The organism is Micromonospora humida, assembly GCF_016901255.1.
Taxonomy (GTDB): Bacteria; Actinomycetota; Actinomycetes; order Mycobacteriales; family Micromonosporaceae; genus Micromonospora; species Micromonospora wenchangensis.
In genome coordinates, this window is the sequence record NZ_JAFEUC010000007.1 from 219,717 (window position 1) to 239,696 (window position 19,980).

Below are 19,980 nucleotides of genomic sequence, written 5' to 3' on the forward strand. Positions count from 1 at the left end.
ATGGACGCCCTGCGTACCCTCGCCGACCGCCTCGACGAGGCGAGCGCCACCCTCGCCGCGCTGTCCCGGACGGTCACCGCCACCGACCCGCCACACCCGGCGTTCGGCGCGCACGCTGCCGGCCGTCCCGGCGAGGTCGGCCGGGCCCTGCACCGGCAGTGGACGACCGCCACCGACGGCCGGGCCCGCGAGGCGGGTGCCGCCGCCGCCCGGCTGGCCGCCGCCGCGTCGGCCGTCCGCAGCGCCGCCGACCGCTACACGTCCAGCGACGAGGCCGCCCGCCGCCGGCTGGCCGGGGAGGCGTGATGGACCCGCTGGACCGGCTCGCCGAGCCCGGCCTGGACCTGCTCGCCCGGGTCGACACGCTGCTCGCCGCCGGCGCGCCCGAGGCGCACCCGGTCTGGCCGCTGCTGCGCCGGATGCAGCTGCTGCCGGGGGAGGCCCTGCGCGCGTTCCTCGACCTGCATCCCGCGCCGCTGGCGACCGCCGGCCACGCCGTGCGCCGTCTCGTGCGGGGGTACGACGACGCGTGCGCCGCCCTCACCGATCCGGGCATCTGGTCGGGCCCGGCCGGGGCGTCCTACGACGAGGCCCGTACCGCCCTGCTGCGCCATCTGGACGAGGGCCCGGAGAGCCTGGTGGGCCGGCTGGAGTCCACCGCCGGTTACGCCGACGCGCTCGCCGACTGGGTGGAGGGCAGCCGGTTGGCGGTGGCCCGGGTGCTGGCCGAGGTGCTCGGCTCCACCGAGGCGGTCCGGGTCCGGGTGGCCGCCGGGGCGGGTGCCGGGCCCGCCGGGGCGGCTGCGGCGGCCGAGATCGCCACCCGGGTGCTCGCGGTGCTCGGGGTGGCCTACGACGGGGCGGAGACGTTGTTGCGCCAGTGGTCGCCCAGCCTCGCCGAGTCGACCTGGCGGCCGACCGGGGGGCCGTCGTACCACGGCGGCCCGGTGCGGATCGGCTGATGGGCCGACCGACCCGGCGGGGGGCCCGCCCGTCGCACCCGGACCGGTTCCGTCGATCCGTCGTAGGCTGAACGCATGGGCATGCTCTGCGCGGTCAGCTTCAACCGGTACGGGCGGCTCTACTACCTCGACCCGGGGGAGTTCAGCCCGCAGGTCGGTGACCGGGTGCTCGTCCCCACCGACGACGGTCCCGAGGTGGCGGAGTGCGTCTGGGCGGCGCAGTGGGTCTCCGAGGAGACCGACGGCTTCCCGAAGCTTGCCGGGTTGGCCGGCGACGACGACCTGCGCCGCGACGAGCTGCTGCGGCGGCGTAAGGCCGAGGCGAAGGTGGCGGCGAAGCGGCTGATCCGGGAGCACGGCCTGCCGATGAAGGTGGTCGCGGTGGATCACGTCCTCGCCGCCGCCGAGGGGGCCGGGGACCGGACGACCGTCTACTTCACCGCCCCGCACCGGGTGGACTTCCGCTCGCTGGTCCGGGACCTGGGTGCGACCCTGCACTGCCGGGTGGAGCTGCGGCAGCTCTCCGCCCGTGATTCGGCCCGGGTGCAGGGTGGCATCGGTTCCTGCGGCCGGGACCTGTGCTGCGCCACCTTCCTCAACGACTTCGAGCCGGTCACCATCCGGATGGCCAAGGACCAGGACCTCCCGCTGAACCCGCTGCGGATCTCGGGCGCCTGCGGCCGGCTGATGTGCTGCCTGAAGTACGAGCACCCGCTGTACACCACGTTTACCGAGTCCGCCCCGGCGATCGGCAGCCGGGTCAGCACGCCCGAGGGGGACGGCCGGGTGGTCGGCCACAGCGTCCCGAGGGATGCGGTGACCGTCCGCCTGGACGCTGACGGCTCGCGCTCCATGTGCTCCCGCGCGGACGTCTGTGGCTCCCGGAGCGCCTACGAGAGCCGTGACCCGGCCGGCCCCGGAGGGGCCGCGCGCTGATCGACGGTTCACGGGTGTCGGGCACGGCCCGTCAGGCGCGGTCGTGCAGGGTGACCTGGTAGCCGTCGGGGTCGGCGAAGGTGAACGTCCGGCCGAAGGGCCCGTCGACCGGTGCGGAGACGATGGTGTGCCCGTCGGTGACGAGCGCGTCGTGGATGGCCTGTACGTCCGTGGAGTGGAGCCAGATCGCGGCACCGATGCCGGGCCGGGCGGCGGAGGCGAGATCGGTGCCGGGGACGACGTCGCGCAGGGCGAACGCGATCGGTGTGGTGGCGAAGACGACGGCGTGCGGCGGCCCGGCCGGCGAGCGGACGAGGCCGAGGTAGCGCTCGTAGAACGCCTGCGAGGCGGCGAGGTCGCGCGCCTGGAACGAGATGAAGTCGGGGCCGGTGACGGGCATGCGATGCTCCTTAAGTCGTGTCAGGTTCCTGACATGCACAAGCTATGTCAGAATGCTGACATGAGTCAAGCTGATGCCGGCATCGACCTGGAGACGTCCCTGGGCTACCTGCTGAAGGAGGCGTCGAGCGCCCTGCGGGCGGCCATGGAGGAGGTGCTGCGACCACTCGGGATGGGCGTGACGCACTACGCCTGCCTCGAACTGCTGGCGCAGCGGCCGGGCATGTCGAACTCCGAACTCGCGCGGGGCGCGTTCGTGACCCGGCAGACGATGAACGTACTGCTCCAGAATCTGGAACGGGAGGGCTACGTGGTGAGGCCGGCGGCGGCACCCGTCGGCAAGGCGCTGCCCACGCGACTCACGCCGAGCGGTCGACGCAGCCTGGAGCGGGCGAGCGCGGCGGTCCGTTCCGTCGAGGTCAGAATGCTCTCCGGCATGACCGGCCCCGAGCGCTCAGCCGCCTTCCACGCCCTCAAATCGATGATCCACTCCCTGACCTCCCCGCCCGCGCCGCCGCCCCCCGCCGATGACCGGGGTTGATTAAGAGGTTTGCGTCAGTGTGGGCACGGTGGGTGACGCAAACTTCTTGGTCAACTTCGACGGGCAACGGGCAACGGGCGGCGGGTGGTGGCGCGGGCGGCGCGGCGGGGCCCGTGCCGGGGGTGGACGGGAAGTCAGGTGAGGGTTACCGGGGGTTCGGCGAGGCGGGGGGTCAGCGGGGTGCGGGGGGCCAGCCAGGAGGCCGTGGGGGACTGGTCGGGGTTGAGCTGCCAGTCGTGGCAGACCCGGTCGACGGCGATCGGATAGACGGTAAGCGTGCCGTCCGGGTCGATGCGCATCCGCAGGAACGACTTCGAATCCTCGATGCCCTGCCCGGCGAACAGTTCGTTGACGTTGACCCCGAAGGCACCCGCCACCAGCAGATATGCGGCCACCAGTTGGGTGGCGACCAGGCCGATCACCGGGCCGTAGACCACTGCGGCGGCGACCGCCGGCAGCGGCCACGGCCAGTGGTAGAACGGCAGGTGCAGCCACACCCAGGTGCCGGCGACCGCGAGTGCCACGTGCGCCAGGCCGTGACCGATACCGAGCAGCCAGTGCCGGACGTGCCGTTTCCCGCCGGCGCTGGGCGGCTGGGCGAAGAACGCCGCGCCGAGCAGCGTCACCCCCAACATGATCACCAGCGGGACGCTGAACAGTCGCTGCTCGGTGCCGGTCCGGTTGGCCGCGACCCCGGCCATGGCGAGCATCAGCAGCGTGTGCAGGGTGCCGAGCAGGGTCCCGAAACCCGGGTTGCGCCGGGGCAGCCGGTGGAAGATCCCCCAGCCGTAACGGCGGGAGCGGGCCGCGTCCGGGAACCGGGCCACCAGGTCGTACGCCCGGGTGCGGCTGGCGCGGCGGGACAGGGTGTCCTTCGGTGGCACCTCGATCCGCTCGGGCAGGGTGTGCGTCGGATACAGGTACGCGCCACCCCCGCCACAGGTGATCAACTGCCGTTCCGGGCCGGCGTACCGGGCGTAGTGGTGCAGGTCGCCGGAGACCAGCAGCCGCACGTGCGCGCCCGTGGGCGCGATGATCGTCCGGACGAAGTAGTCGATCGAGTCGTACGCGGTGGGATGGTCGACGGACTTCACCCAGGTCGGCGCCGGCACCGCCAGGATCACCCGGGATTCCGGGCCGAGCCGGCGGGCCACCTCGTCGAAGTACGACAACTGCGGATCGTCCAGGTAGGACCCCGACTGGTCGTCCAGGCCGAGCAGCCACCATCCGGCCGGCAGTTCGACCGCGAAGTACGACCGGGACTGGCCCGTGCCCCAGCCGCCGAAGTTGCGGTCCCGGGAGCGGACGAACAGCCGCAGGAACGCGGTCAGTCCGTCGTACCAGTCGTGGTTGCCGGGCACGGCGAACAGCATCGGCCGCTGCGGCGGGGCCACCGGCAGCGCCGCCTGGTACGGCCCCTTGCACCGGTCCTCGTACGCCTCGTAGGCCGCCGAGGGGTAGACCTGGTCGCCGCCCATCACCAGGGTCTGTGCCCGGGGCAGCCGGTGCCCGTCCACGGTCAGCTCCGGCTGGGCCAGCAGGTACGCCACCGAGTACGTGGCGTCGAAGCCGTCGCCCAGGTCGGCCACGTAGTCGAGCCAGAGGCCCCCGTCCGGGCCGACCTGCGTGCCGATCCTGGCGTCGAGCGCGTTCTGCAGCTCCCGCTTGTCCAGGTACGCCCCGAACAGCATCGCCAGCAGGGTGCGGATGCCGGTGCTGATCAGCAGGAACGGCGCCAGCCAGGGGACCGGTTTGCGGGGCGTGAAACCCAGTTCCACCGGATCGGTGCCGCGTGGCCTGCGGACGGCCCGCTCGCCGGGGGCGTGCTCGGCGTCCGGGTCCGATCCGGGGCCGACCGGGTCGGCGGGACGTCCGGAGGTGGCGGGGCGCTCGGGGGTGGCGGGGTCGTCGCTCACCCGGGCAGCCTAGCCGTCCCGCCCGACACGGATGTCCCTTGATGTCCGGGTCCTCCGGCGGGGAACCCCCTCGGTCACGCCGGGGGTCGTACCGTACACTTGGCGGTCGTTGCCGCCTTAGCTCAGTCGGCTAGAGCGACGCACTCGTAATGCGTAGGTCGACGGTTCGATTCCGTCAGGCGGCTCGGGTAACCGAAAGGCCCCGTGACCAGGCTAAATGCCAAGGTCGCGGGGCCTTTTCGCGTTGCCGCTGAGATCAGCTTGCCCGGCGCTCCGTCCCGTTGCGGCAGGCCGCGAGGTTGCCGTCCATGAGCGCAGACCGGCCACGGTTGTGGCTGCCCTCCACGCAGGTCTCAGGAGCGCTTCTTCTTCGTCCAGATGACGTAGACGGCGCAGAGGATCAGCATGAGGACGGCGATGGTGATCCATGCCCAGCGGGCGAAGGGCTCGTCGGCCATCATGGCGCGGATGCCCGCCAGGACGGCGAACGCCAGCGGGCCCAAGCCGAACCACTCGGAGTGCTCGGAGTAGGTCAGATCCTTCAGCGCCTGCCTCATGCGGCCAGTCTAGGTAGCGGCGGTGCGCGGGTGTCGGGTCCACCGTCGCACAGCGGAACCATCCCCGAACTCTGAGCGCCTGCAACGATCCTGCCCGTCACGCCGGGTAGCCAGGTTCGCGGGTGCTGCGGCGTCCGCGTAGCGCGTGGTAGGCGACTGTGAGGGCGATGCCGAGGACGACGATGACGACCTCGTGCGCCGGGTGGAGGTTCTTCGACAGGCTGGGGGCGCGGTCCGGGCCGATCGCCCAGAGCGCCGGTCCCGTCCCGTAGGCCGCGCCGAGCGCGCCGGCCCACCACCGCAGCGGGCGCAGGGCATCGTGGCGGAACACGGTGACCAGCGTGATCGCCACCGGGATGACGGCCACCATGGAGAACTGGACGGCGACGAGAGCGGCGGTCGCCCAGGCGCTGATGACGAGGGGGCGTGAGCGGGTCAGCATGCCCGGGGGGCTGACCGTCGTCGGTGCGGGGGGCATGGCGGGTTCCTTCCGGTACGAGGGGCGGGCGGCGGGTGGTCCCACCGGGGTTCAGGGTCGGACGGCCCGGTCGGCGCGTTCGGCGGCGGCCCTGAGGTCGGCCAGCCAGGCATCCAACCCGTAGCCGAGGTAGGTGGTGGAGGTCGCCACGTCGGCCTCGACTTGGGCTCCGGTCCAGGTCTCCTCGGTGCGGACCAGCACCCCGCCGGTGACCTCGGTGAAGGTCCAGACGTGGACGCCGTTGTCGATGTGCAGGCCGTCGCCGACTCCCGGGCCGGCCCAGCGGAGGCACCGGTAGGGCGTCAGGTGCGCGACGGTCGAGGTGATGGTCAGGGTCGTGGCCGGGGTCATCGGGGTCTCGGGGACGGGCGTGGTCCACCGGAACGCCGACCCCGCGCGCAGTTCGCCGTCGTCGAGGCGGGTGACGGTGGTGACCGGCGCCTGCCAGGAGGGCCAGTTCCCGACGTCGGTCTGGAGCTGCCAGACGGTGTGCAGCGACGCGTCGATCAGCGTCTCGGCGCGGTAGCGGATCCGGGCCGCCGGGTCGACACCCTGCCCGTCGCAGGCGATCACCGGCTGGTTCGTGGTCGATGCCATCTGTCTCCACCTCTCTCACTTCTGCGATGCAATATCGCTTTGGTTACAGGCTATAACCAACACAAGCTTCGGTCAATAGTCATGGTGATAGCCTGTAACTAACGTGAGAGTGATGGGAGAGGGGTGGTCCATGGGTGCCGACGTGACCGGTCCGCGCGAGCGGTACCGCGCCCAGGTGCGGGCGGAGATCAAGCAGCGGGCCTGGGAACAGCTCGCCACGACCGGGGTGTCGGCGCTGTCGCTCAAGGCGATCGCCGAGCACCTGGGCATGAGCGGCCCGGCGCTCTACCGGTACTTCGCCAGCCGGGACGAGCTGATCACCGCTCTGATCCGCGACGCGTACCGCAGCCTCGCCGACACGCTCCGGGCCGCTGCCGACGCCGGGGCGGACGTCGCCGGGCTTGCCCGTGCCGTGCGTGCCTGGGCCCTCGACGATCCGCAGCGCTACCTGCTGATCTGGGGTACGCCCGTACCCGGCTACCACGCCCCCGACGACACCACCGCGATCTCGGCCGAGATCATGGCGACCGTCGTCGACGCCTACCGCAGCCGCGACGTCCCGCCCTCGGGGCGACGGATCGAGGCCCACCTCGACGGCCATCGCGGCTGGATCGCGGACCCGACCGTACCGGCCGCGACGCTGCGGCAGGCGCTGGCCTTCTGGACGCGGGTGCACGGCGTCCTGTCGCTCGAACTCGCCGGCCACTTCGCCGGCATGGGGTTCGACCCGGCACTGCTGTTCGACGACGAGATCGACGACCTCCTCGGCCGCTGAGCACCGGGGACGGGGCAAGCCACCACCGCCGTTGGCCGCCGGGACGCGGCACCAACACCGCAACGCCACCGGTCGATGCCCGTTGTCCGGTACGGCTAAGGTCAGCAGTCGGCTACCGTACGCATACGAGGATGGGACCCCTCGATGAGATGTGCCTTCTGTGGCCGGTGGTGGCCGCTGCCCTGGGCGTGCGGCCGGTGCCGGCGTGAGCGTCGCCGGATGCGCCGCGACTACCTGCGCCGCGCCGCCCCGCAGGACGCGCTTCGTGACATGACCCGCACCGACCCGGACCGCTGACCGGCCACCACGCCGCCCGACGGGAGCCGGCGCGGGCGAAGGGGCAGGTCCCGCCGTGGCTATCCTGGGCCCGTGCTGCCCCTGCCGCCCGGCGACTTCCGGGCCTACCTGTTCGACTGCGACGGCACCATCGTCGACTCCATGCCGGTGCACCACCTGGCCTGGCGGGCGGCGCTCGACGAGTGGGGCTGCGACCTGCCGGAGGACCTGTTCTACGCCTGGGGCGGCCGGCCGGTGGCCGACATCGTCGTCGACCTCAACGCGCGGCACGGGCTGGCGATGCCTGTCGACGTGGTGGCCCGTCGCCGGGAGGACGCCTACCAGAGCTTCCTGCCGCAGCTCACCGCCGTGCCGGGCGTGCTGGCGCACATCGAACGGGCACACCGGCAGGTGCCGTTCGCGGTGGTGTCCGGCAGCACCCGGGAGTCGGTGACCGCCTCGCTGACCGCGCTCGGCCTGCTCGACCGGTTCGACGTGCTGGTCTGCGCGGAGGACTACGCGCGGGCCAAGCCGGACCCGGAGTGCTACCTGATGGCGGCGCGGCTGCTCGACGTACCGCCGGAGCAGTGCCTGGTGTTCGAGGACACCGACCTGGGGGTCGCGGCGGCGACGGCGGCGGGCATGGCCTCGGTCCGGGTCCCGCCGCCCTGGCAACGCTGAATCCCCACCGGGCCGGCGGCCGTCACCCCCGGTAGAGCTTCTCCGCGTACGTCGGGCCGTAGTAGTGCTCCAGGTCGGCCAGGCTCTCGGTCAGCGTCTCCACCTCCTTGGCCAGCCGGGCCCGCGACGGCAGCGCATCCGGCTGCCAGGTTTCCGGCTGCCACAGCGCGGAGCGCATGAACGCCTTCCCGCAGTGGTAGAAGATCTGCTCGACGGCCACCTCGACGGCGAGCACCGGCCGGTGCCCCTTGACCAGCATGTCGTCGAAGTAGGGCGCGTCGCGCACCAGCTTCGCCCGGCCGTTGATCCGCAGGGTGTCCGTCCGACCGGGGATCAGGAAGATCAGCCCGACGTGCGGGTTGTCGAGGATGTTGCGGTAGCCGTCGGCCCGCCGGTTGCCCGGCCGCTCCGGAACGGCGATCGTCCGGTCGTCGAGCACCAGCGCGAAGCCGGCCGGGTCGCCCTTCGGGGAGACGTCGCAGCTGCCGTCCGCGCCGGCGGTGGCGACCAGGCAGAACGGCGAGGCGGCCAGCCACTGCCGGTCCCGTTCGTGCAGCACGGTGCGTTCCTTGGCCGCCGCGCGGGGCATCGGTGCCCCCAGCAGCGCGCGTAACTCCTCGTGCGAGGTGATCTCTGCCGTCACGTCCGCCTCCCCCGTCCGTTGGTCCCGGTGGCGGGCGGTGGCACACCGGCCGCCGTACGTCAGCCTAGGCGGGCGTGGCGAGCGGGGCCGCCCCGGACGGGCGGGTACCGGCTCCGCCCACCCGCGACGACGCAGTGGAAGGGCCGCCATGGAGAGCCGACTGAAGGTGCTCGGGCACCCGGTGCACCCGATGCTGGTGATGTTCCCGGTGGCGCTGCTGGTCACCGGCACCCTCTTCGACATCGTGGACACGGTCGGCGGGCCCGACTTCCTCGCCGAGGTGGCGTACTGGAACATCACCGTCGGCCTGGTCGGTGGCCTGCTGGCCGCGGCGGCCGGAACGTTCGACCTGCTGGCCATCCCGGCCGGCACCCGGGCCAAGCGGGTGGCGCTCACCCACGCGGCGGCGAACGTCGCGGTGATCCTGCTCTTCGCCGCCGTCTGGGCGGTCCGGTTGAACGCCGAATCCCGGGCGGCCGGCGGCGCGCTGATCGCCATCGAGGTGGTCGGCCTGGCCATCCTCGGCGTCAGCGCCTGGCTCGGCGGGGAACTGGTCGACCGGTTGGGGGTGGGTGTCGACTCCGACGCCGGCCTGGACGCTCCCAGCTCGCTGCGGCCCGCCGCGACCGGCCGACCGGTGGGGGAGGTGCGGTGAGCGAGCAGCCGGGCCGGGGCTGGCGTGGCCGCCAGCAGGGCTGGGACCCGATGGGCGAGCTCCAGGCGTTGCGCGCCGAGCTGAGCCGGCTGGTCGGCGGCCGGGGTGCATCGCCCGACGTCGAGCTGACCGAGGTCGCCGACGGCTGGCAGGTGGTCGTCCGGCTGCCCGGGGTGGCGCCGGAGGAGGTCGCCGTCGAACTCGACGACCGGGAACTCTGCGTCCGGGCCCGGTCCGAGGCCGAGGTCAACGCCGACCAGGGCATCCCCGGCGGGTTCGAGACCCGGGGCTTCGAATACCGGGTGGACCTGCCGTCCCGGGTCGACCCCGACGCCATCGACGCGGTGATGGACCACGGCCTGCTCCGGGTCCACCTGCCCCGGGCGGCCCGGCCCGCGCCGCGCACCATCACCGTCGGCCGTGCCGGCTACCCGCCCGGTCCCACCCGCAGCGGTACGCCCACCGGCGTGGACCCGGCGGCGGACCGGGAACTGCACCACCCGGACACCGCCGTCGACCCCCTCGACCGGCCGTAGGCCCCCGGTGGCCAGCCCCGCCCTGGGTGGCCCGCTGGGGGAGCGGGTGCCCGACGTGACCCGGATCGCCGTGCTGCGGGCCAACGCGCTCGGCGACCTCATCTTCCTGCTGCCCGCCCTGGACTCGCTGCGGGCCGCGTACCCGGCGGCGGAGATCGTGCTGTTCGGCGCGCCGTGGCACGCGGCGTTCTGGCGGGACCGGCCCGGCCCGGTCGACCGGGTGCTGGTCGTCCCGCCGGCCCCCGGCATCCGCGAGCCCGGCCCCGACGAACCGCCCGGATCGCTCGACGACTTCCTGGCCGACGCCGCCCGGGAGGGCTACGACCTGGCGTTGCAGGTGCACGGCGGCGGGGCCAACTCCAACCCGATCATGAGCCGGTTGGGGGCCCGGGTCACCGCCGGGTTGCGCGCCGAGGACGCCCCACCGCTGGACCGCTGGCTGCGCTACGTCTACTACCAGCCCGAGGTGACCCGCTACCTGGAGGTGGTGGGCCTGGTCGGGGCGGACGCGGTCACCGTCGTACCGACGCTCACGGTGACCGACGCGGACCGGGCGCAGGCGCTGGCGGTGCTGGGCGAGCCGGACCGGCCCCGGGTGGCGCTGCACCCGGGGGCGAGCGACACCCGGCGGCGCTGGCCGGCACGGCGGTTCGCCGAGGTGGCCCGGGTGCTGCACGACGACGGGTACGAGGTGCTGGTCACCGGCACCCCCACCGAGCGGGCGGTGGTCGACGAGGTGGTCGCGGCGGCCGGGGTGCCGGTCCGTCCCCAGGTCGGCACGCTCAGCCTCGGCGGGTTGGCCGCCGCGTACGCCGAATGCGGGCTGGTGGTCTCCAACGACACCGGCCCGCTGCACCTGGCCGGCGCGGTGGGGGCCCCGACGGTGGGCGTCTACTGGGTCGGCAACATGATCAACGGGGCGACGCCGCTGCGCGCCCGGCACCGCCCGATCGCCGCCTGGACGACGCGCTGCCCGGTCTGCGGGGTCGACTGCACGCCGGGGATCTATCCGCACCGGCCCGGCGACGGCAACTGCCCGCACCGGGACTCGTTCGTCGCCGACGTGCCGGTGGCCGAGGTGCTGGAAGCCGCCGCCGACCTGCTCCGCCCCGAACCGGGCAGCGCCGCCGGCTGACAGTCCCGGGTCGTCCGCACCGCCGGCCGACGGGCCCCGGGCCGGGACGACCCCGGCGGATCGGCGGCCGGCCGGGCTCAGGCCGGCTGCGGGGTCTCGGCGGCGACGACCTCCCACGCCTCGACGTCACGGTCGGTCACGGTGGTCGGTGACTCCAGGTGGTACGCGCCGCTGGGCAGCACGCCCGCGCCGCCGTACCGGGCCAGCACCGCGAGCTGGGCGGCGACGTCCTCGCCCTGGTGGTTCTCCGGCACCCGCCGCCAGAACTCGAAGCCGCCCGCGTCGACCAGCGCCGCCCGGTCGTAGAGCACGCAACCGCCGATCCAGGAGACCTTGTACGCCCGCCACGCCCCCGCCGGCAGCCCCAGCTTCTGCTGGACGTGCAGCAGGTTCGCGGCCGGGTGGATGGCGGCCCGCTGCCACTGCGGGGTGTCGGGGCGGACCCGTTCCGGCACCACGGGGCCGTCCCACTCCTCGTAGTGCCGGTGCGTCTCGGGGCGGACGTCGTCGGCGTACGACAGGCCGTGCACCGCGTTGCCGACGAACCCGCAGCCCAGTTCCCCGATCGCGGTGACCAGCCGGTCCAGGGTGCCCGGTTCGAGCCAGACGTCGTCGTCGAGGCAGAGCACGTAGCTGGCCACCGACCGGTCCAGCAGGTACGCCCGGTGTTCGGCCAGCCCGCGCCGGGGCAGCCGGCGGGTGAGCAGCACCGGGTGCCCCCGGTGGCGCAACGCCCGGACCATGGTGGCCGCCGCCGGGTGCGCGTACGCCGGGTCGTCGTCGGACTGGTCGCTGACCACCACCCCGAAGTCGGGGACCTCGACCTGGGCGGCCAGCCCGGCCAGGGTGACCGCCAGTTCGGCCGGCCGGTTGCGGGTGGGGATCAGCACGTCGAGCCGACGGGGTCGGCGGAACTCCCCGGCCGAGCCGAGGTCGAGCGGTCGGTTCACGTGATCCTGCCCAGGTGTTCGGCGGTCGGGGTCGGGGTGGCCGGGGTCGGCTCCGGGCCGGGTGCCGCGGGCATTCCGGCGGCGGGTCGCAGCCGGTCGTCCGGCGGGTCGCCGGTGGTGGCCAGGCCGGTGGCGGCCTGGGCGCGGATCCGGTCGATGATCGCCGAGGTGGACCGGTCCGGCACGTAGCCGAGGGTGCGCACCTGACCGCCGAGCCGGCGCACCAGGGGCGCTTCCGGCACCATCTCCGGCGGGTAGTCGCCGCCCTTGACGTACACGTCGGGGCGCACCGCCTCGATCAGGTCGGCCGGCGAATCCTCCTCGAAGACCACCACGTGGTCCACGCAGGACAGCGCGGCGAGCAGGGCGATCCGGTCCTCCACCGGGTTGACCGGCCGGTCGGCCCCCTTGAGCCGGCGGACGCTGGAGTCGGAGTTGACCGCCACCACCAGCAGGTCGCCGAGCGCGCGGGCCTGTTCCAGGTAGCGCACGTGCCCCGGGTGCAGCACGTCGAAGCAGCCGTTGGTGAACACCACGGACCGGCCGGTTCGCCGGTGGTCGGCGACGATCGCGTCCAGCTCCCCGGTGCCGACGAGCGTCGGATGGGTGCCGCCGCCGGCGGCGCCGCCGAGCGCGTCGAGCAGGTCCTCCCGGCGGCACACGCAGGTGCCGGTGTCGGAGACGGTGATGGTGGCGGCGAGCTGGGCCAGTTGGGCGGCGGTCGGCAGCGGTGCCCCGGTGGCCAGGGCGAGGGTCATCGCCGCCAGGTACGCGTCCCCCGCGCCGACGGCGTGACTGGCCGGGACGGGGGTGCTGTGGCTGCGCCGGGGTGCACCGTCCGGGCCGCCGACGATGGCACCCTCGGTGTCCAGGGTCACCGCGACCACGTCCGCGCCGGTGTGCGCCCGCAGCTCGGCCAGCCGCGCCCGGGCCAGCCCGGCCCGGTCGACCCCCTCGCCGACGGTCGCGTTGACGGTTACCCCGGCCCCGGTCACGCTCAGCCCGTCCCCGGTCATCGCGACCCGCCCCTCGCCCGGGGTCGGCTCCCCGGTCGGGCCGGTCGGTGCCCGGCCGACGCCGCCCGGGGCGGTGCCCACGACCAGCTCCGACGGCCCGTCCGCCGGATCGTTGGGCGGGTGGTCCAGGTGCAGGCCGGTGCCGCCGGTACGGGCCGGGGCGGGCGGCGCGCCGAAGCCGGCGGCGGCGCGGGCCAGCAGCCGGGTCGCCTCGGCGAAACTGGGGGTGACCACCGTCGGGTTCAGCCCCCGCCAGTCGGCGAGGTCGTGGGCGTCCAGGGCGACGGTGGCGTACCGGTGCCGGTGGGCGACCAGCCAGGCGCGTACCGGGGCGGGCAGCGCGCCGAGGCCGTAGTCGCAGACCACCAGGGTGGGTGCGATCCCACCGGCCACCGCCCGCAGCTCCTCGGTGGCGCAGCTCAGGGCGGTGAGCAGCCGACCGACCCCGTCGTCGTCGAGCGGGTCGTCCGGGTCGCCGGAGTCCTCGCGGAGCAGGATCTGGTTGCCGGCGAGCATCCGGCGTTTCACCGGCGTCGGCCGGTGCGGTTCACTGACCGTACGGTCCCAGACGCCGGCCCGGTCCAGGCAGTCGTGCAGTTCGTCGCCGGCCACGTCCGCGCCGACCGGGGCGACGAGCAGGGCCCGCCCGCCGAGGGTGGCGATGTTGACCGCGGTGTTCGCGGCCCCACCGGCGGCGGTGATCCGTCGGCGCAGGGTGAGGATCGGCGCGGGGGCCTCCCGGCACAGCCGCTCCGACTCGGCGAAGCGCCACTCGTCGAGCATGGCGTCGCCGACGACGAGGACGGCGCGTTCCCGCCAGCTCTCCACGACGGTGGCGAGCCGGCGCTGTTCCGCTGCTGCTCCTGCCATGCCCACCGGGGTCCCCCGCCCCGACCAGGCCAAACCCTCCGCCGCGACCGGCGACCAGGGTCACGTTTCGGGCCCTACGCCCCGGGAACCGACCAGAGGTATCCGGAGAGGGGAAAACCGACATGGCAGCCACGACATTGCAGGGCAAGCGGATCGCGTTCCTCGCCACCGACGGCGTGGAGGAGGTCGAGTACGTGCAGCCGCGGGAGGCGGTCGAGAAGGCGGGCGCGACCGCCGAGCTGGTGTCGCTCAAGCCCGGCACCATCCAGGCCTTCAACCACCTGGACCAGGGCAAGACGTACGACGTGGCGGTGACGGCGGCCGACGCGGACGCCGACGGCTACGACGCGTTGGTGCTGCCCGGTGGGGTGGCCAACCCGGACTTCCTGCGGACCGACCCGGACGCGGTCCGGTTCGTGCAGGCGTTCTTCACCGCCGGGAAGCCGGTCGGGGTGATCTGTCACGGCCCGTGGACCCTGGTCGAGGCGGGTGTGGTGGCGGGCCGCCGGATCACCAGCTGGCCGAGCCTGCGTACCGACCTGACCAACGCCGGCGCGACGTGGGTCGACGAGCAGGTGGTGACCGACGGCAACCTGGTCAGCAGCCGCAACCCCGACGACCTGCCGGCGTTCTGCGCCGCGATCGTCGACCGGTTCGCCGGCTGAGGCGTACCCCCGACGGGCATGCGGGTCCCTGGTGGCCCGCGTGCCCGTCGGGTGCCGCGCAGGTTTCCTCCGGTGCTTAGGCATGTTCGCGGGGGAGCGGGAAAGAAGGCGGGATGACCGCCCAGACCCACGGCCAGCCGGTGCTCCAGGCCCGCCAGCTCCGTCTGTTGATGTTCGGCCTGATGACCGGCATGCTGCTGGCCGCGCTGGACCAGACCATCGTCGGTACGGCGTTGCCCACCATCGTCGGCGAGCTGGGCGGGATCGACCACTACTCGTGGGTGGTGACCGCCTACCTGCTCGCCTCGACCGCCTCCACCCCGCTCTACGGCAAGATGGCCGATCTGTACGGCCGCCGCCCGGTCTTCCTCTTCTCGATCGGCACGTTCCTGCTCGGCTCGCTGCTGGCCGGCCTGTCGCAGGACATGACCCAGCTGATCGTCACCCGGGGCGTGCAGGGCATCGGCGCGGGTGGCCTGATGACGTTGGCGTTCACCATCATCTCGGACGTGGTGTCGCCCCGGGAGCGTGGTCGCTACCAGGGGCTGTTCGGGGCGGTCTTCGGCGTCTCCTCGGTGGCCGGGCCGCTGGTCGGCGGCTACTTCGCCGAGACGAGCTGGCGGTGGATCTTCTATCTGAACGTGCCGCTGGCGCTGCTGGCGATCGTGGTCTGCTACCACGTGCTGCGGTTGATCCCGTTCGAGCGGCGGGAGCACACCGTGGACTGGCTGGGCGCGGCGCTGCTGGTCGCCGGGGTGAGCGCGCTGCTGCTGGCGCTGAGCTGGGGCGGCAACTCGTACGCCTGGGGTTCGGCGACGATCATCGGGCTGTTCGTGGCGGGCGCGGTGCTCGGGGTGGCGTTCGTGCTCCAGGAGGCCCGGGTCGGCGAGCCGATCCTGCCGCTCGGGCTGTTCCGCTCGGCGACGTTCGCGCTGGCCAACTCGGCCGGCTTTGTGCTCGGTCTGGTGATGTTCGGGTCGATCATCTTCATCCCGCTCTACCTGCAGATCGTCAAGGGCGCCTCGCCCACCCGCAGCGGCCTGCTGATGCTGCCGATGATGGCCGGCATCATCGTCACCTCGATCGTGACCGGCCGGGCGATGAGCCGGATCGGCAGGTACAAGTGGTTCCCGGTGGCCGGTTCGGTGGTGCTGGTCGCCGGCATGCTGCTGTTCACCCGGCTCCAGGTGGACAGCTCGCTCTGGGCGGCGTTCGGCTACATGGTGGTCATCGGCGTCGGGCTGGGCCTGTGCATGCAGTCGCTCATCCTCGGCGTGCAGAACGCGGTGGACGTACGGAACCTGGGCGCGGCGACCTCCTCGGCGACGTTCTTCCGGTCGCTGGGCGGCTCGTTCGGGGTGGCCATCCTGGGCGCGGTGCTCTCCTCCCGGCTCGCCGGTGGCCTGGCCGACCGGCTGCCCGGCGCGATCGCCCAGCTCCCGCCCGAGCAGCGGGCGGCGGTGGCGGGCAGCGGCACGAACATCTCGATCAACGATCCGGCGACGATCCTGGCCCTGCCCGGTCCGGTCCGGGCGGCCATCCAGGCGTCCTTCGTCGACGCGCTGCACCTGGTGTTCCTGACCACCGGCCTGATCGCGCTGCTCGCCGTGCTGGTCACCCTGGCCCTGCCGAACGACCAGCTCCGGGGTGCCGGCCCGCAGGGCGCGACCGGCGGCGCCGACCCCCTCGGCGGAACGGCCCCCGCCCCCGGCGGCAAGCCCCTGACCCGGGAGTCCAAGGAGGAAGCCGCCGCCGACCTCAACGCCAAATCCCAAACCATGCTCTGACCCTGCCCCACCCAGCCCCGCCCCGGTCTGCCCGGCCCCGCCCCGGCCCCGCTCCCGCCCCGCTTCGGTGATCAAGAGGTTTGCGTCAGGAATCGGCGCGGAGGTTGACGCAAACCTCTTGATCACCGGGGCAAGCGGGGGAAGCGGGGCAAGCGGGGGAACCGGTACGGGGCGGCGGGGCGGGTGCTACTTCAGGATGAGGCGGTTGGTCTGTTCGAAGACTTCCAGGTCGGCGAGGGTTTCCGGGACAGACAGGGAGAGCGGGGCGGGGAACTCGTGCGGGTGCAGGAAGGCGGCGTCGGTCGTCTCGTCGGTGACCCGGGCCAGTTCGCCGTCCCACTCGTCGACCCGGAACGCGGCGGTGAAGATCTGGTAGGTGTGGCCGTACATGTTGGTGTGGGTGCGGTCCGGGCCGGTGTAGAGCGCGAAGGCGCTGACCCGCAGGGCGCGCAGGCCGGTCTCCTCGCGTACCTCCCGCACCGCGCAGTCGGCGATCGACTCGCCGAGTTCCATCGCGCCCGCCGGCAGCGCCCACTGGCCGTTGTCCGAGCGGCGGATCAGCAGCACCCGCCCGGCGTCGTCGCGCACCACGGCCCGGGCGCCGACGAACATCAGCGTCCGGTCACCGGCCAGGGCGCGTAGCTGTCCCACGTACGAGTCGGCCCAGGAGATACTCACCCGGACAATCTACGCAGCATCCCGGGGACGGTCCGACGTTCCGGGGGTTCCCAACGTGTGACCGGCGACACTAGCTTGTCACCCATGCGTAGCACGATGATGGACGCCCCGCTGCAGGTCGCCCGGATCCTCGAACACGGTGTCACCGTGCACGGCACGGCCGAGGTGGTCACCTGGACGGGGGCCGAGCCGCGCCGGATGTCGTACGCCGAGGTGGGGCGGACGGCGGCCCGGCTGGCCCACGCGCTGCGCGACGAGTGCGGGGTGACCGGCGACGAGCGGGTCGCCACCTTCATGTGGAACAACACCGAGCACCTGGTGGCGTACTTCGCCGTGCCGAGCATGGGCGCGGTGCTGCACACCCTGAACATCCGGCTCTTCCCCGACCAGGTCGCCTACATCGCCAACCACGCGCAGGACCGGGTGGTGCTCGTCGACTCGACGTTGATCCCGCTGCTGGCCCGGGTGCTCGGCGAGTTGACCACGGTGCGGCACGTGGTGGTGGTCGGCGGGGGCGACCCCGGGCCGCTGCGGGCCGTCGCCGGTGACCGGGTCACCTTCCACCACTGGGACGAGCTGCTGGCCGGCCGGCCCGAGCACTACGACTGGCCCGAGGTCGACGAGCGGGACGCCGCCGCGCTCTGCTACACCTCCGGCACCACCGGCCACCCCAAGGGCGTCGCCTACTCGCACCGGTCGATCTATCTGCACTCGTTGCAGGTGTGCCTGCCGGAGGGGTTCGGGCTCGGTCCGGGTGACCGGGAGTTGGCCATCGTGCCGATGTTCCACGCGATGTCCTGGGGGCTGCCGTACGCGGCGTTCCTCTCCGGCGCGTCACTGATCATGCCGGACCGGTTCCTCCAGGCCGCGCCGATCGCCGAGATGATCGCCGCCGAGCGGCCCACCCTGGCCGGTGCGGTGCCGACCATCTGGAACGACCTGCTGGCCCACCTGGACGCCAACGACGTGGACACCTCGTCGCTCAAGGAGGTGATCGTCGGCGGCTCGGCGTGCCCGCCCGCGCTGATGCACGCGTTCGCCGAACGGCACAGCATCGAGGTGATCCACGCCTGGGGGATGACCGAGATGTCCCCGCTGGGGTCGGTGTCCCGGGCGCCGGCCGGGGTGACCGGCGACGACGCCTGGCGGTACCGCTACACGCAGGGGCGGGTGCCGGCGGGGGTGGCGGCCCGGATCGTCGGCCCGCTGGGCGAGCCGCTGCCCGCCGACGGGACGTCCGTGGGGGAGCTGGAGGTGCGCGGGCCGTGGGTGACCGCCAGGTACGTCGGCGACGACGCCCCCGATCCCGAGAAGTTCCGCGACGGCTGGCTGCGTACGGGTGACGTCGGCACGCTCTCGCCGGACGGGTTCATCACCCTCACCGACCGGGCCAAGGACGTGATCAAATCCGGTGGGGAGTGGATCTCCTCGGTGGAGCTGGAGAACGCGTTGATGGCCCACCCGGACGTGCAGGAGGCCTGCGTGGTGGGGGTGCCCGACCAGCGGTGGGGTGAGCGTCCACTGGCCACCGTCGTGGTCCGGGAGGGCGCGTCGACCAGTGTGGAGCAGCTCCGTGCGTTCCTCGCCGGTTCGGTGGCACACTGGCAGCTGCCGGAACGCTGGGCGGTCATCGACGCGGTGCCGAAGACCAGCGTGGGCAAGTTCGACAAGAAGGTGGTGCGTTCGCGGTACGCCGCCGGCGACCTGGAGGTACGGGAGCTGGCGGGGCCGTAACACTTTTCGGCGACTCGTCGCCGATGGGGTAGGGACGTCACTCCTGAAACATCCCTCCCCAGGGGCGGCCCCGGCGTTCGCACCGCGCCGGGGCCGCCCTTCCTTGCGGGGTGACCCGCCATGTCATTGTTGCGAGAATTACTCGCGTCTGTCCGGGTGATTGCGAAATGTCCTCGGAACTACCGCCCGGCGGTGTCGATCAGCACCTTTCCCACCACCGCGTCCTCCACCGCCCGGTGCGCGTCGGCGGCCTGCGCCAACGGAAAGCGGTGCAGCGGCAGGCCGGCCTCCACGCCCACCCGTACCGCCCGCTGGGCGACCGCCGCCGCCACGTCGGTCACCGCCTGCGCCTTGGCCGCCTTCGGTGCGGTGTAGACCAGCACGAACTGCCAGCGGGCGTTCGGGGCCATCAACGGGCGGATCGGCAGGGTCACCTCGCCGCCACCGTCGTCGGCGTAGACGCAGACCGCCCCGCCGGGCCGCAGCACCTGCACGTCGGTGGCGGCGTTGCGGGCGGCGGAGACCTCGACGACGGTGTGCACCCCGTCGGGGGCGATCTTGCGGACCTCGTCGACCACGTCCTGTTCCCGGTAGTCGATGACGAAGGACGCCCCGGCCGCCGCCGCCAACTGCGCCTTCTCCGGACTGCTGACCGTCGCGATGACGCAGGCGTCGGCCCAGCGGGCCAACTGGATCGCCGCGTTGCCCACCGCGCCCGCCCCACCCTGCACCAGCACCACGTGGTCGCTGAGCGCCCCGGCGTGCAGGGTGCCCGGCATGTACTCCCCGACGGTCAGGCAGCGGTGCGCGGTGAGGAACGGAATGCCCAGGCACGCCCCCAGGTCGAAGGAGGCGTCCCCGAGCGGCACCACCTGCCGGACCGGCACCACCGTGTACTCGGCGGCCGTACCCCAGGGGCGCTGCCAGGCGGCCTCCCAGACCCACACCCGTTCCCCGGTCAGACCCTGGTCGACCCCCGCGCCGACCGACTCCACCACGCCCGCCCCGTCCTGCCCCGGGGTCTGCCAGCCGACCGGTAGCGGTTGCTGCCGGCGGCTCTTCCAGTCGGTCGGGTTCACCCCGGCCACCGCCAGGCGGACCAGCACCTCCCCCGGGCCCGGCTCGGGCACCGGCCGGTCGACCAGCCGGAGCACCGACGGGTCACCGGTGCGTTCGTACACGATCGTCTGCAT

Annotated in this window: 23 protein-coding genes and 1 tRNA gene; 14 read left to right on the plus strand and 10 right to left on the minus strand. The window is 73.3% G+C overall.

From position 1 onward, the window contains the following. From JQX11_RS16380 to JQX11_RS16390, 3 genes are all read left to right on the plus strand, one after another. Nucleotides 1-306, plus strand: coding sequence for a hypothetical protein (locus tag JQX11_RS16380; RefSeq protein WP_204925812.1), 306 nt, complete (start codon nucleotides 1-3; stop codon nucleotides 304-306). Then, the gene (locus JQX11_RS16385) at nucleotides 306-962 is read left to right on the plus strand and encodes a hypothetical protein (RefSeq protein ID WP_204925813.1); all 657 of its coding nucleotides are present in this window, start codon (nucleotides 306-308) and stop codon (nucleotides 960-962) included. The genes JQX11_RS16380 and JQX11_RS16385 overlap by 1 nt, the downstream gene beginning before the upstream one ends. A gap of 75 nt (nucleotides 963-1,037) precedes the next feature. Next, nucleotides 1,038-1,898, plus strand: coding sequence for a PSP1 domain-containing protein (locus JQX11_RS16390; protein ID WP_204925814.1), 861 nt, complete (start codon nucleotides 1,038-1,040; stop codon nucleotides 1,896-1,898). 31 nt (nucleotides 1,899-1,929) lie between these two features. On the opposite strand, the gene JQX11_RS16395 is transcribed toward JQX11_RS16390, so the two are convergent. Beyond that, nucleotides 1,930-2,298 (minus strand): VOC family protein, encoded by a 369-nt coding sequence (locus JQX11_RS16395; protein ID WP_204925815.1) that lies wholly within the window; start codon nucleotides 2,296-2,298, stop codon nucleotides 1,930-1,932. Nucleotides 2,299-2,358: 60 nt separating this feature from the next. Here JQX11_RS16395 and JQX11_RS16400 point away from each other — a divergent pair, with 60 nt between their 5' ends. Beyond that, on the plus strand, nucleotides 2,359-2,838 hold the full coding sequence (locus JQX11_RS16400) for a MarR family winged helix-turn-helix transcriptional regulator (protein WP_204925816.1): 480 nt from the start codon (nucleotides 2,359-2,361) through the stop codon (nucleotides 2,836-2,838). Nucleotides 2,839-2,972: 134 nt separating this feature from the next. On the opposite strand, the gene JQX11_RS16405 is transcribed toward JQX11_RS16400, so the two are convergent. Further along, complete coding sequence (locus JQX11_RS16405) at nucleotides 2,973-4,754, minus strand: metallophosphoesterase family protein (protein WP_307826211.1); 1,782 nt, start codon at nucleotides 4,752-4,754, stop codon at nucleotides 2,973-2,975. A gap of 111 nt (nucleotides 4,755-4,865) precedes the next feature. Between JQX11_RS16405 and JQX11_RS16410 the strand changes: the two genes are divergently transcribed. Next, nucleotides 4,866-4,939: transfer RNA gene (locus JQX11_RS16410), tRNA-Thr, on the plus strand. 168 nt (nucleotides 4,940-5,107) lie between these two features. Here JQX11_RS16410 and JQX11_RS16415 read toward each other — a convergent pair. The 3 genes from JQX11_RS16415 to JQX11_RS16425 all read right to left on the minus strand — a co-directional run bounded on the left by JQX11_RS16415 (nucleotide 5,108) and on the right by JQX11_RS16425 (nucleotide 6,386). Then, complete coding sequence (locus JQX11_RS16415) at nucleotides 5,108-5,311, minus strand: hypothetical protein (RefSeq protein ID WP_204925817.1); 204 nt, start codon at nucleotides 5,309-5,311, stop codon at nucleotides 5,108-5,110. Nucleotides 5,312-5,408: 97 nt separating this feature from the next. Then, on the minus strand, nucleotides 5,409-5,789 hold the full coding sequence (locus tag JQX11_RS16420) for a hypothetical protein (RefSeq protein WP_204925818.1): 381 nt from the start codon (nucleotides 5,787-5,789) through the stop codon (nucleotides 5,409-5,411). Nucleotides 5,790-5,840: 51 nt separating this feature from the next. Beyond that, nucleotides 5,841-6,386, minus strand: a complete 546-nt coding sequence (locus JQX11_RS16425) for an SRPBCC family protein (protein ID WP_204925819.1) — start codon at nucleotides 6,384-6,386, stop codon at nucleotides 5,841-5,843. A gap of 112 nt (nucleotides 6,387-6,498) precedes the next feature. Here JQX11_RS16425 and JQX11_RS16430 point away from each other — a divergent pair, with 112 nt between their 5' ends. From JQX11_RS16430 to JQX11_RS16440, 3 genes are all read left to right on the plus strand, one after another. Further along, a complete protein-coding gene (locus JQX11_RS16430; RefSeq protein ID WP_232377966.1) occupies nucleotides 6,499-7,161 on the plus strand; it encodes a TetR/AcrR family transcriptional regulator in 663 nt (220 codons plus the stop codon). A gap of 144 nt (nucleotides 7,162-7,305) precedes the next feature. Continuing rightward, nucleotides 7,306-7,458 carry a hypothetical protein gene (locus JQX11_RS16435; protein WP_204925820.1) on the plus strand — a complete coding sequence of 51 codons (153 nt, stop codon included), beginning with the start codon at nucleotides 7,306-7,308 and terminating at the stop codon, nucleotides 7,456-7,458. Between the two features lie 72 nt (nucleotides 7,459-7,530). Next, entirely contained in the window at nucleotides 7,531-8,118 is a 588-nt protein-coding gene (locus tag JQX11_RS16440) for an HAD family hydrolase (protein ID WP_307826212.1), read from the plus strand. Nucleotides 8,119-8,140: 22 nt separating this feature from the next. Here the strand turns inward: JQX11_RS16440 and JQX11_RS16445 are convergent, their stop codons facing one another. Further along, a complete protein-coding gene (locus JQX11_RS16445) occupies nucleotides 8,141-8,761 on the minus strand; it encodes a pyridoxamine 5'-phosphate oxidase family protein (protein WP_204925821.1) in 621 nt (206 codons plus the stop codon). 148 nt (nucleotides 8,762-8,909) lie between these two features. Here JQX11_RS16445 and JQX11_RS16450 point away from each other — a divergent pair, with 148 nt between their 5' ends. The 3 genes from JQX11_RS16450 to JQX11_RS16460 are packed head-to-tail and all read left to right on the plus strand — an operon-like array spanning nucleotide 8,910 to nucleotide 11,087. Further along, nucleotides 8,910-9,416 (plus strand): DUF2231 domain-containing protein, encoded by a 507-nt coding sequence (locus JQX11_RS16450; RefSeq protein WP_204925822.1) that lies wholly within the window; start codon nucleotides 8,910-8,912, stop codon nucleotides 9,414-9,416. A 50-nt stretch (nucleotides 9,417-9,466) separates the two neighbouring features. Next, the gene (locus JQX11_RS16455; protein ID WP_204925981.1) at nucleotides 9,467-9,952 is read left to right on the plus strand and encodes an Hsp20/alpha crystallin family protein; all 486 of its coding nucleotides are present in this window, start codon (nucleotides 9,467-9,469) and stop codon (nucleotides 9,950-9,952) included. 7 nt (nucleotides 9,953-9,959) lie between these two features. Continuing rightward, nucleotides 9,960-11,087, plus strand: coding sequence for a glycosyltransferase family 9 protein (locus JQX11_RS16460; RefSeq protein WP_204925823.1), 1,128 nt, complete (start codon nucleotides 9,960-9,962; stop codon nucleotides 11,085-11,087). A gap of 77 nt (nucleotides 11,088-11,164) precedes the next feature. Here JQX11_RS16460 and JQX11_RS16465 read toward each other — a convergent pair whose 3' ends face one another. After that, nucleotides 11,165-12,037 carry a glycosyltransferase family 2 protein gene (locus JQX11_RS16465; RefSeq protein ID WP_204925824.1) on the minus strand — a complete coding sequence of 291 codons (873 nt, stop codon included), beginning with the start codon at nucleotides 12,035-12,037 and terminating at the stop codon, nucleotides 11,165-11,167. Further along, on the minus strand, nucleotides 12,034-13,923 hold the full coding sequence (gene rfaE2 / locus JQX11_RS16470) for a D-glycero-beta-D-manno-heptose 1-phosphate adenylyltransferase (RefSeq protein WP_204925825.1): 1,890 nt from the start codon (nucleotides 13,921-13,923) through the stop codon (nucleotides 12,034-12,036). The genes JQX11_RS16465 and rfaE2 overlap by 4 nt, the downstream gene beginning before the upstream one ends. 122 nt (nucleotides 13,924-14,045) lie before the next feature. On the opposite strand from rfaE2, the gene JQX11_RS16475 reads away from it, so the two are divergent. Together JQX11_RS16475 and JQX11_RS16480 are read left to right on the plus strand one after the other, a co-directional pair. After that, nucleotides 14,046-14,588: a type 1 glutamine amidotransferase domain-containing protein gene (locus tag JQX11_RS16475; protein WP_204925826.1), complete on the plus strand. Its 543-nt coding sequence runs from the start codon at nucleotides 14,046-14,048 to the stop codon at nucleotides 14,586-14,588. A 113-nt stretch (nucleotides 14,589-14,701) separates the two neighbouring features. After that, entirely contained in the window at nucleotides 14,702-16,375 is a 1,674-nt protein-coding gene (locus tag JQX11_RS16480; RefSeq protein ID WP_204925827.1) for an MDR family MFS transporter, read from the plus strand. A 186-nt stretch (nucleotides 16,376-16,561) separates the two neighbouring features. Here JQX11_RS16480 and JQX11_RS16485 read toward each other — a convergent pair whose 3' ends face one another. Further along, nucleotides 16,562-17,053 (minus strand): NUDIX domain-containing protein, encoded by a 492-nt coding sequence (locus tag JQX11_RS16485; protein WP_204925828.1) that lies wholly within the window; start codon nucleotides 17,051-17,053, stop codon nucleotides 16,562-16,564. A gap of 84 nt (nucleotides 17,054-17,137) precedes the next feature. Between JQX11_RS16485 and JQX11_RS16490 the strand changes: the two genes are divergently transcribed. Next, on the plus strand, nucleotides 17,138-18,787 hold the full coding sequence (locus JQX11_RS16490) for a fatty acid--CoA ligase (RefSeq protein WP_232377967.1): 1,650 nt from the start codon (nucleotides 17,138-17,140) through the stop codon (nucleotides 18,785-18,787). Nucleotides 18,788-18,966: 179 nt separating this feature from the next. Here JQX11_RS16490 and JQX11_RS16495 read toward each other — a convergent pair whose 3' ends face one another. Next, nucleotides 18,967-19,980 carry an NADPH:quinone reductase gene (locus JQX11_RS16495; protein ID WP_204925829.1) on the minus strand — a complete coding sequence of 338 codons (1,014 nt, stop codon included), beginning with the start codon at nucleotides 19,978-19,980 and terminating at the stop codon, nucleotides 18,967-18,969.

Coding starts and splice junctions, on each gene's coding strand:
- JQX11_RS16415 (WP_204925817.1), bottom strand. CDS start 5,311: ATGAGGCAGGCGCTGAAGGATCTGACCTACTCCGAGCACTCCGAGTGG.
- JQX11_RS16490 (WP_232377967.1), top strand. CDS start 17,138: ATGCGTAGCACGATGATGGACGCCCCGCTGCAGGTCGCCCGGATCCTC.
- JQX11_RS16425 (WP_204925819.1), bottom strand. CDS start 6,386: ATGGCATCGACCACGAACCAGCCGGTGATCGCCTGCGACGGGCAGGGT.
- JQX11_RS16475 (WP_204925826.1), top strand. CDS start 14,046: ATGGCAGCCACGACATTGCAGGGCAAGCGGATCGCGTTCCTCGCCACC.
- rfaE2 (WP_204925825.1), bottom strand. CDS start 13,923: ATGGCAGGAGCAGCAGCGGAACAGCGCCGGCTCGCCACCGTCGTGGAG.
- JQX11_RS16450 (WP_204925822.1), top strand. CDS start 8,910: ATGGAGAGCCGACTGAAGGTGCTCGGGCACCCGGTGCACCCGATGCTG.
- JQX11_RS16495 (WP_204925829.1), bottom strand. CDS start 19,980: ATGCAGACGATCGTGTACGAACGCACCGGTGACCCGTCGGTGCTCCGG.
- JQX11_RS16480 (WP_204925827.1), top strand. CDS start 14,702: ATGACCGCCCAGACCCACGGCCAGCCGGTGCTCCAGGCCCGCCAGCTC.
- JQX11_RS16420 (WP_204925818.1), bottom strand. CDS start 5,789: ATGCCCCCCGCACCGACGACGGTCAGCCCCCCGGGCATGCTGACCCGC.
- JQX11_RS16400 (WP_204925816.1), top strand. CDS start 2,359: ATGAGTCAAGCTGATGCCGGCATCGACCTGGAGACGTCCCTGGGCTAC.
- JQX11_RS16395 (WP_204925815.1), bottom strand. CDS start 2,298: ATGCCCGTCACCGGCCCCGACTTCATCTCGTTCCAGGCGCGCGACCTC.
- JQX11_RS16435 (WP_204925820.1), top strand. CDS start 7,306: ATGAGATGTGCCTTCTGTGGCCGGTGGTGGCCGCTGCCCTGGGCGTGC.
- JQX11_RS16380 (WP_204925812.1), top strand. CDS start 1: ATGGACGCCCTGCGTACCCTCGCCGACCGCCTCGACGAGGCGAGCGCC.
- JQX11_RS16390 (WP_204925814.1), top strand. CDS start 1,038: ATGGGCATGCTCTGCGCGGTCAGCTTCAACCGGTACGGGCGGCTCTAC.
- JQX11_RS16385 (WP_204925813.1), top strand. CDS start 306: ATGGACCCGCTGGACCGGCTCGCCGAGCCCGGCCTGGACCTGCTCGCC.
- JQX11_RS16455 (WP_204925981.1), top strand. CDS start 9,467: ATGGGCGAGCTCCAGGCGTTGCGCGCCGAGCTGAGCCGGCTGGTCGGC.
- JQX11_RS16430 (WP_232377966.1), top strand. CDS start 6,499: ATGGGAGAGGGGTGGTCCATGGGTGCCGACGTGACCGGTCCGCGCGAG.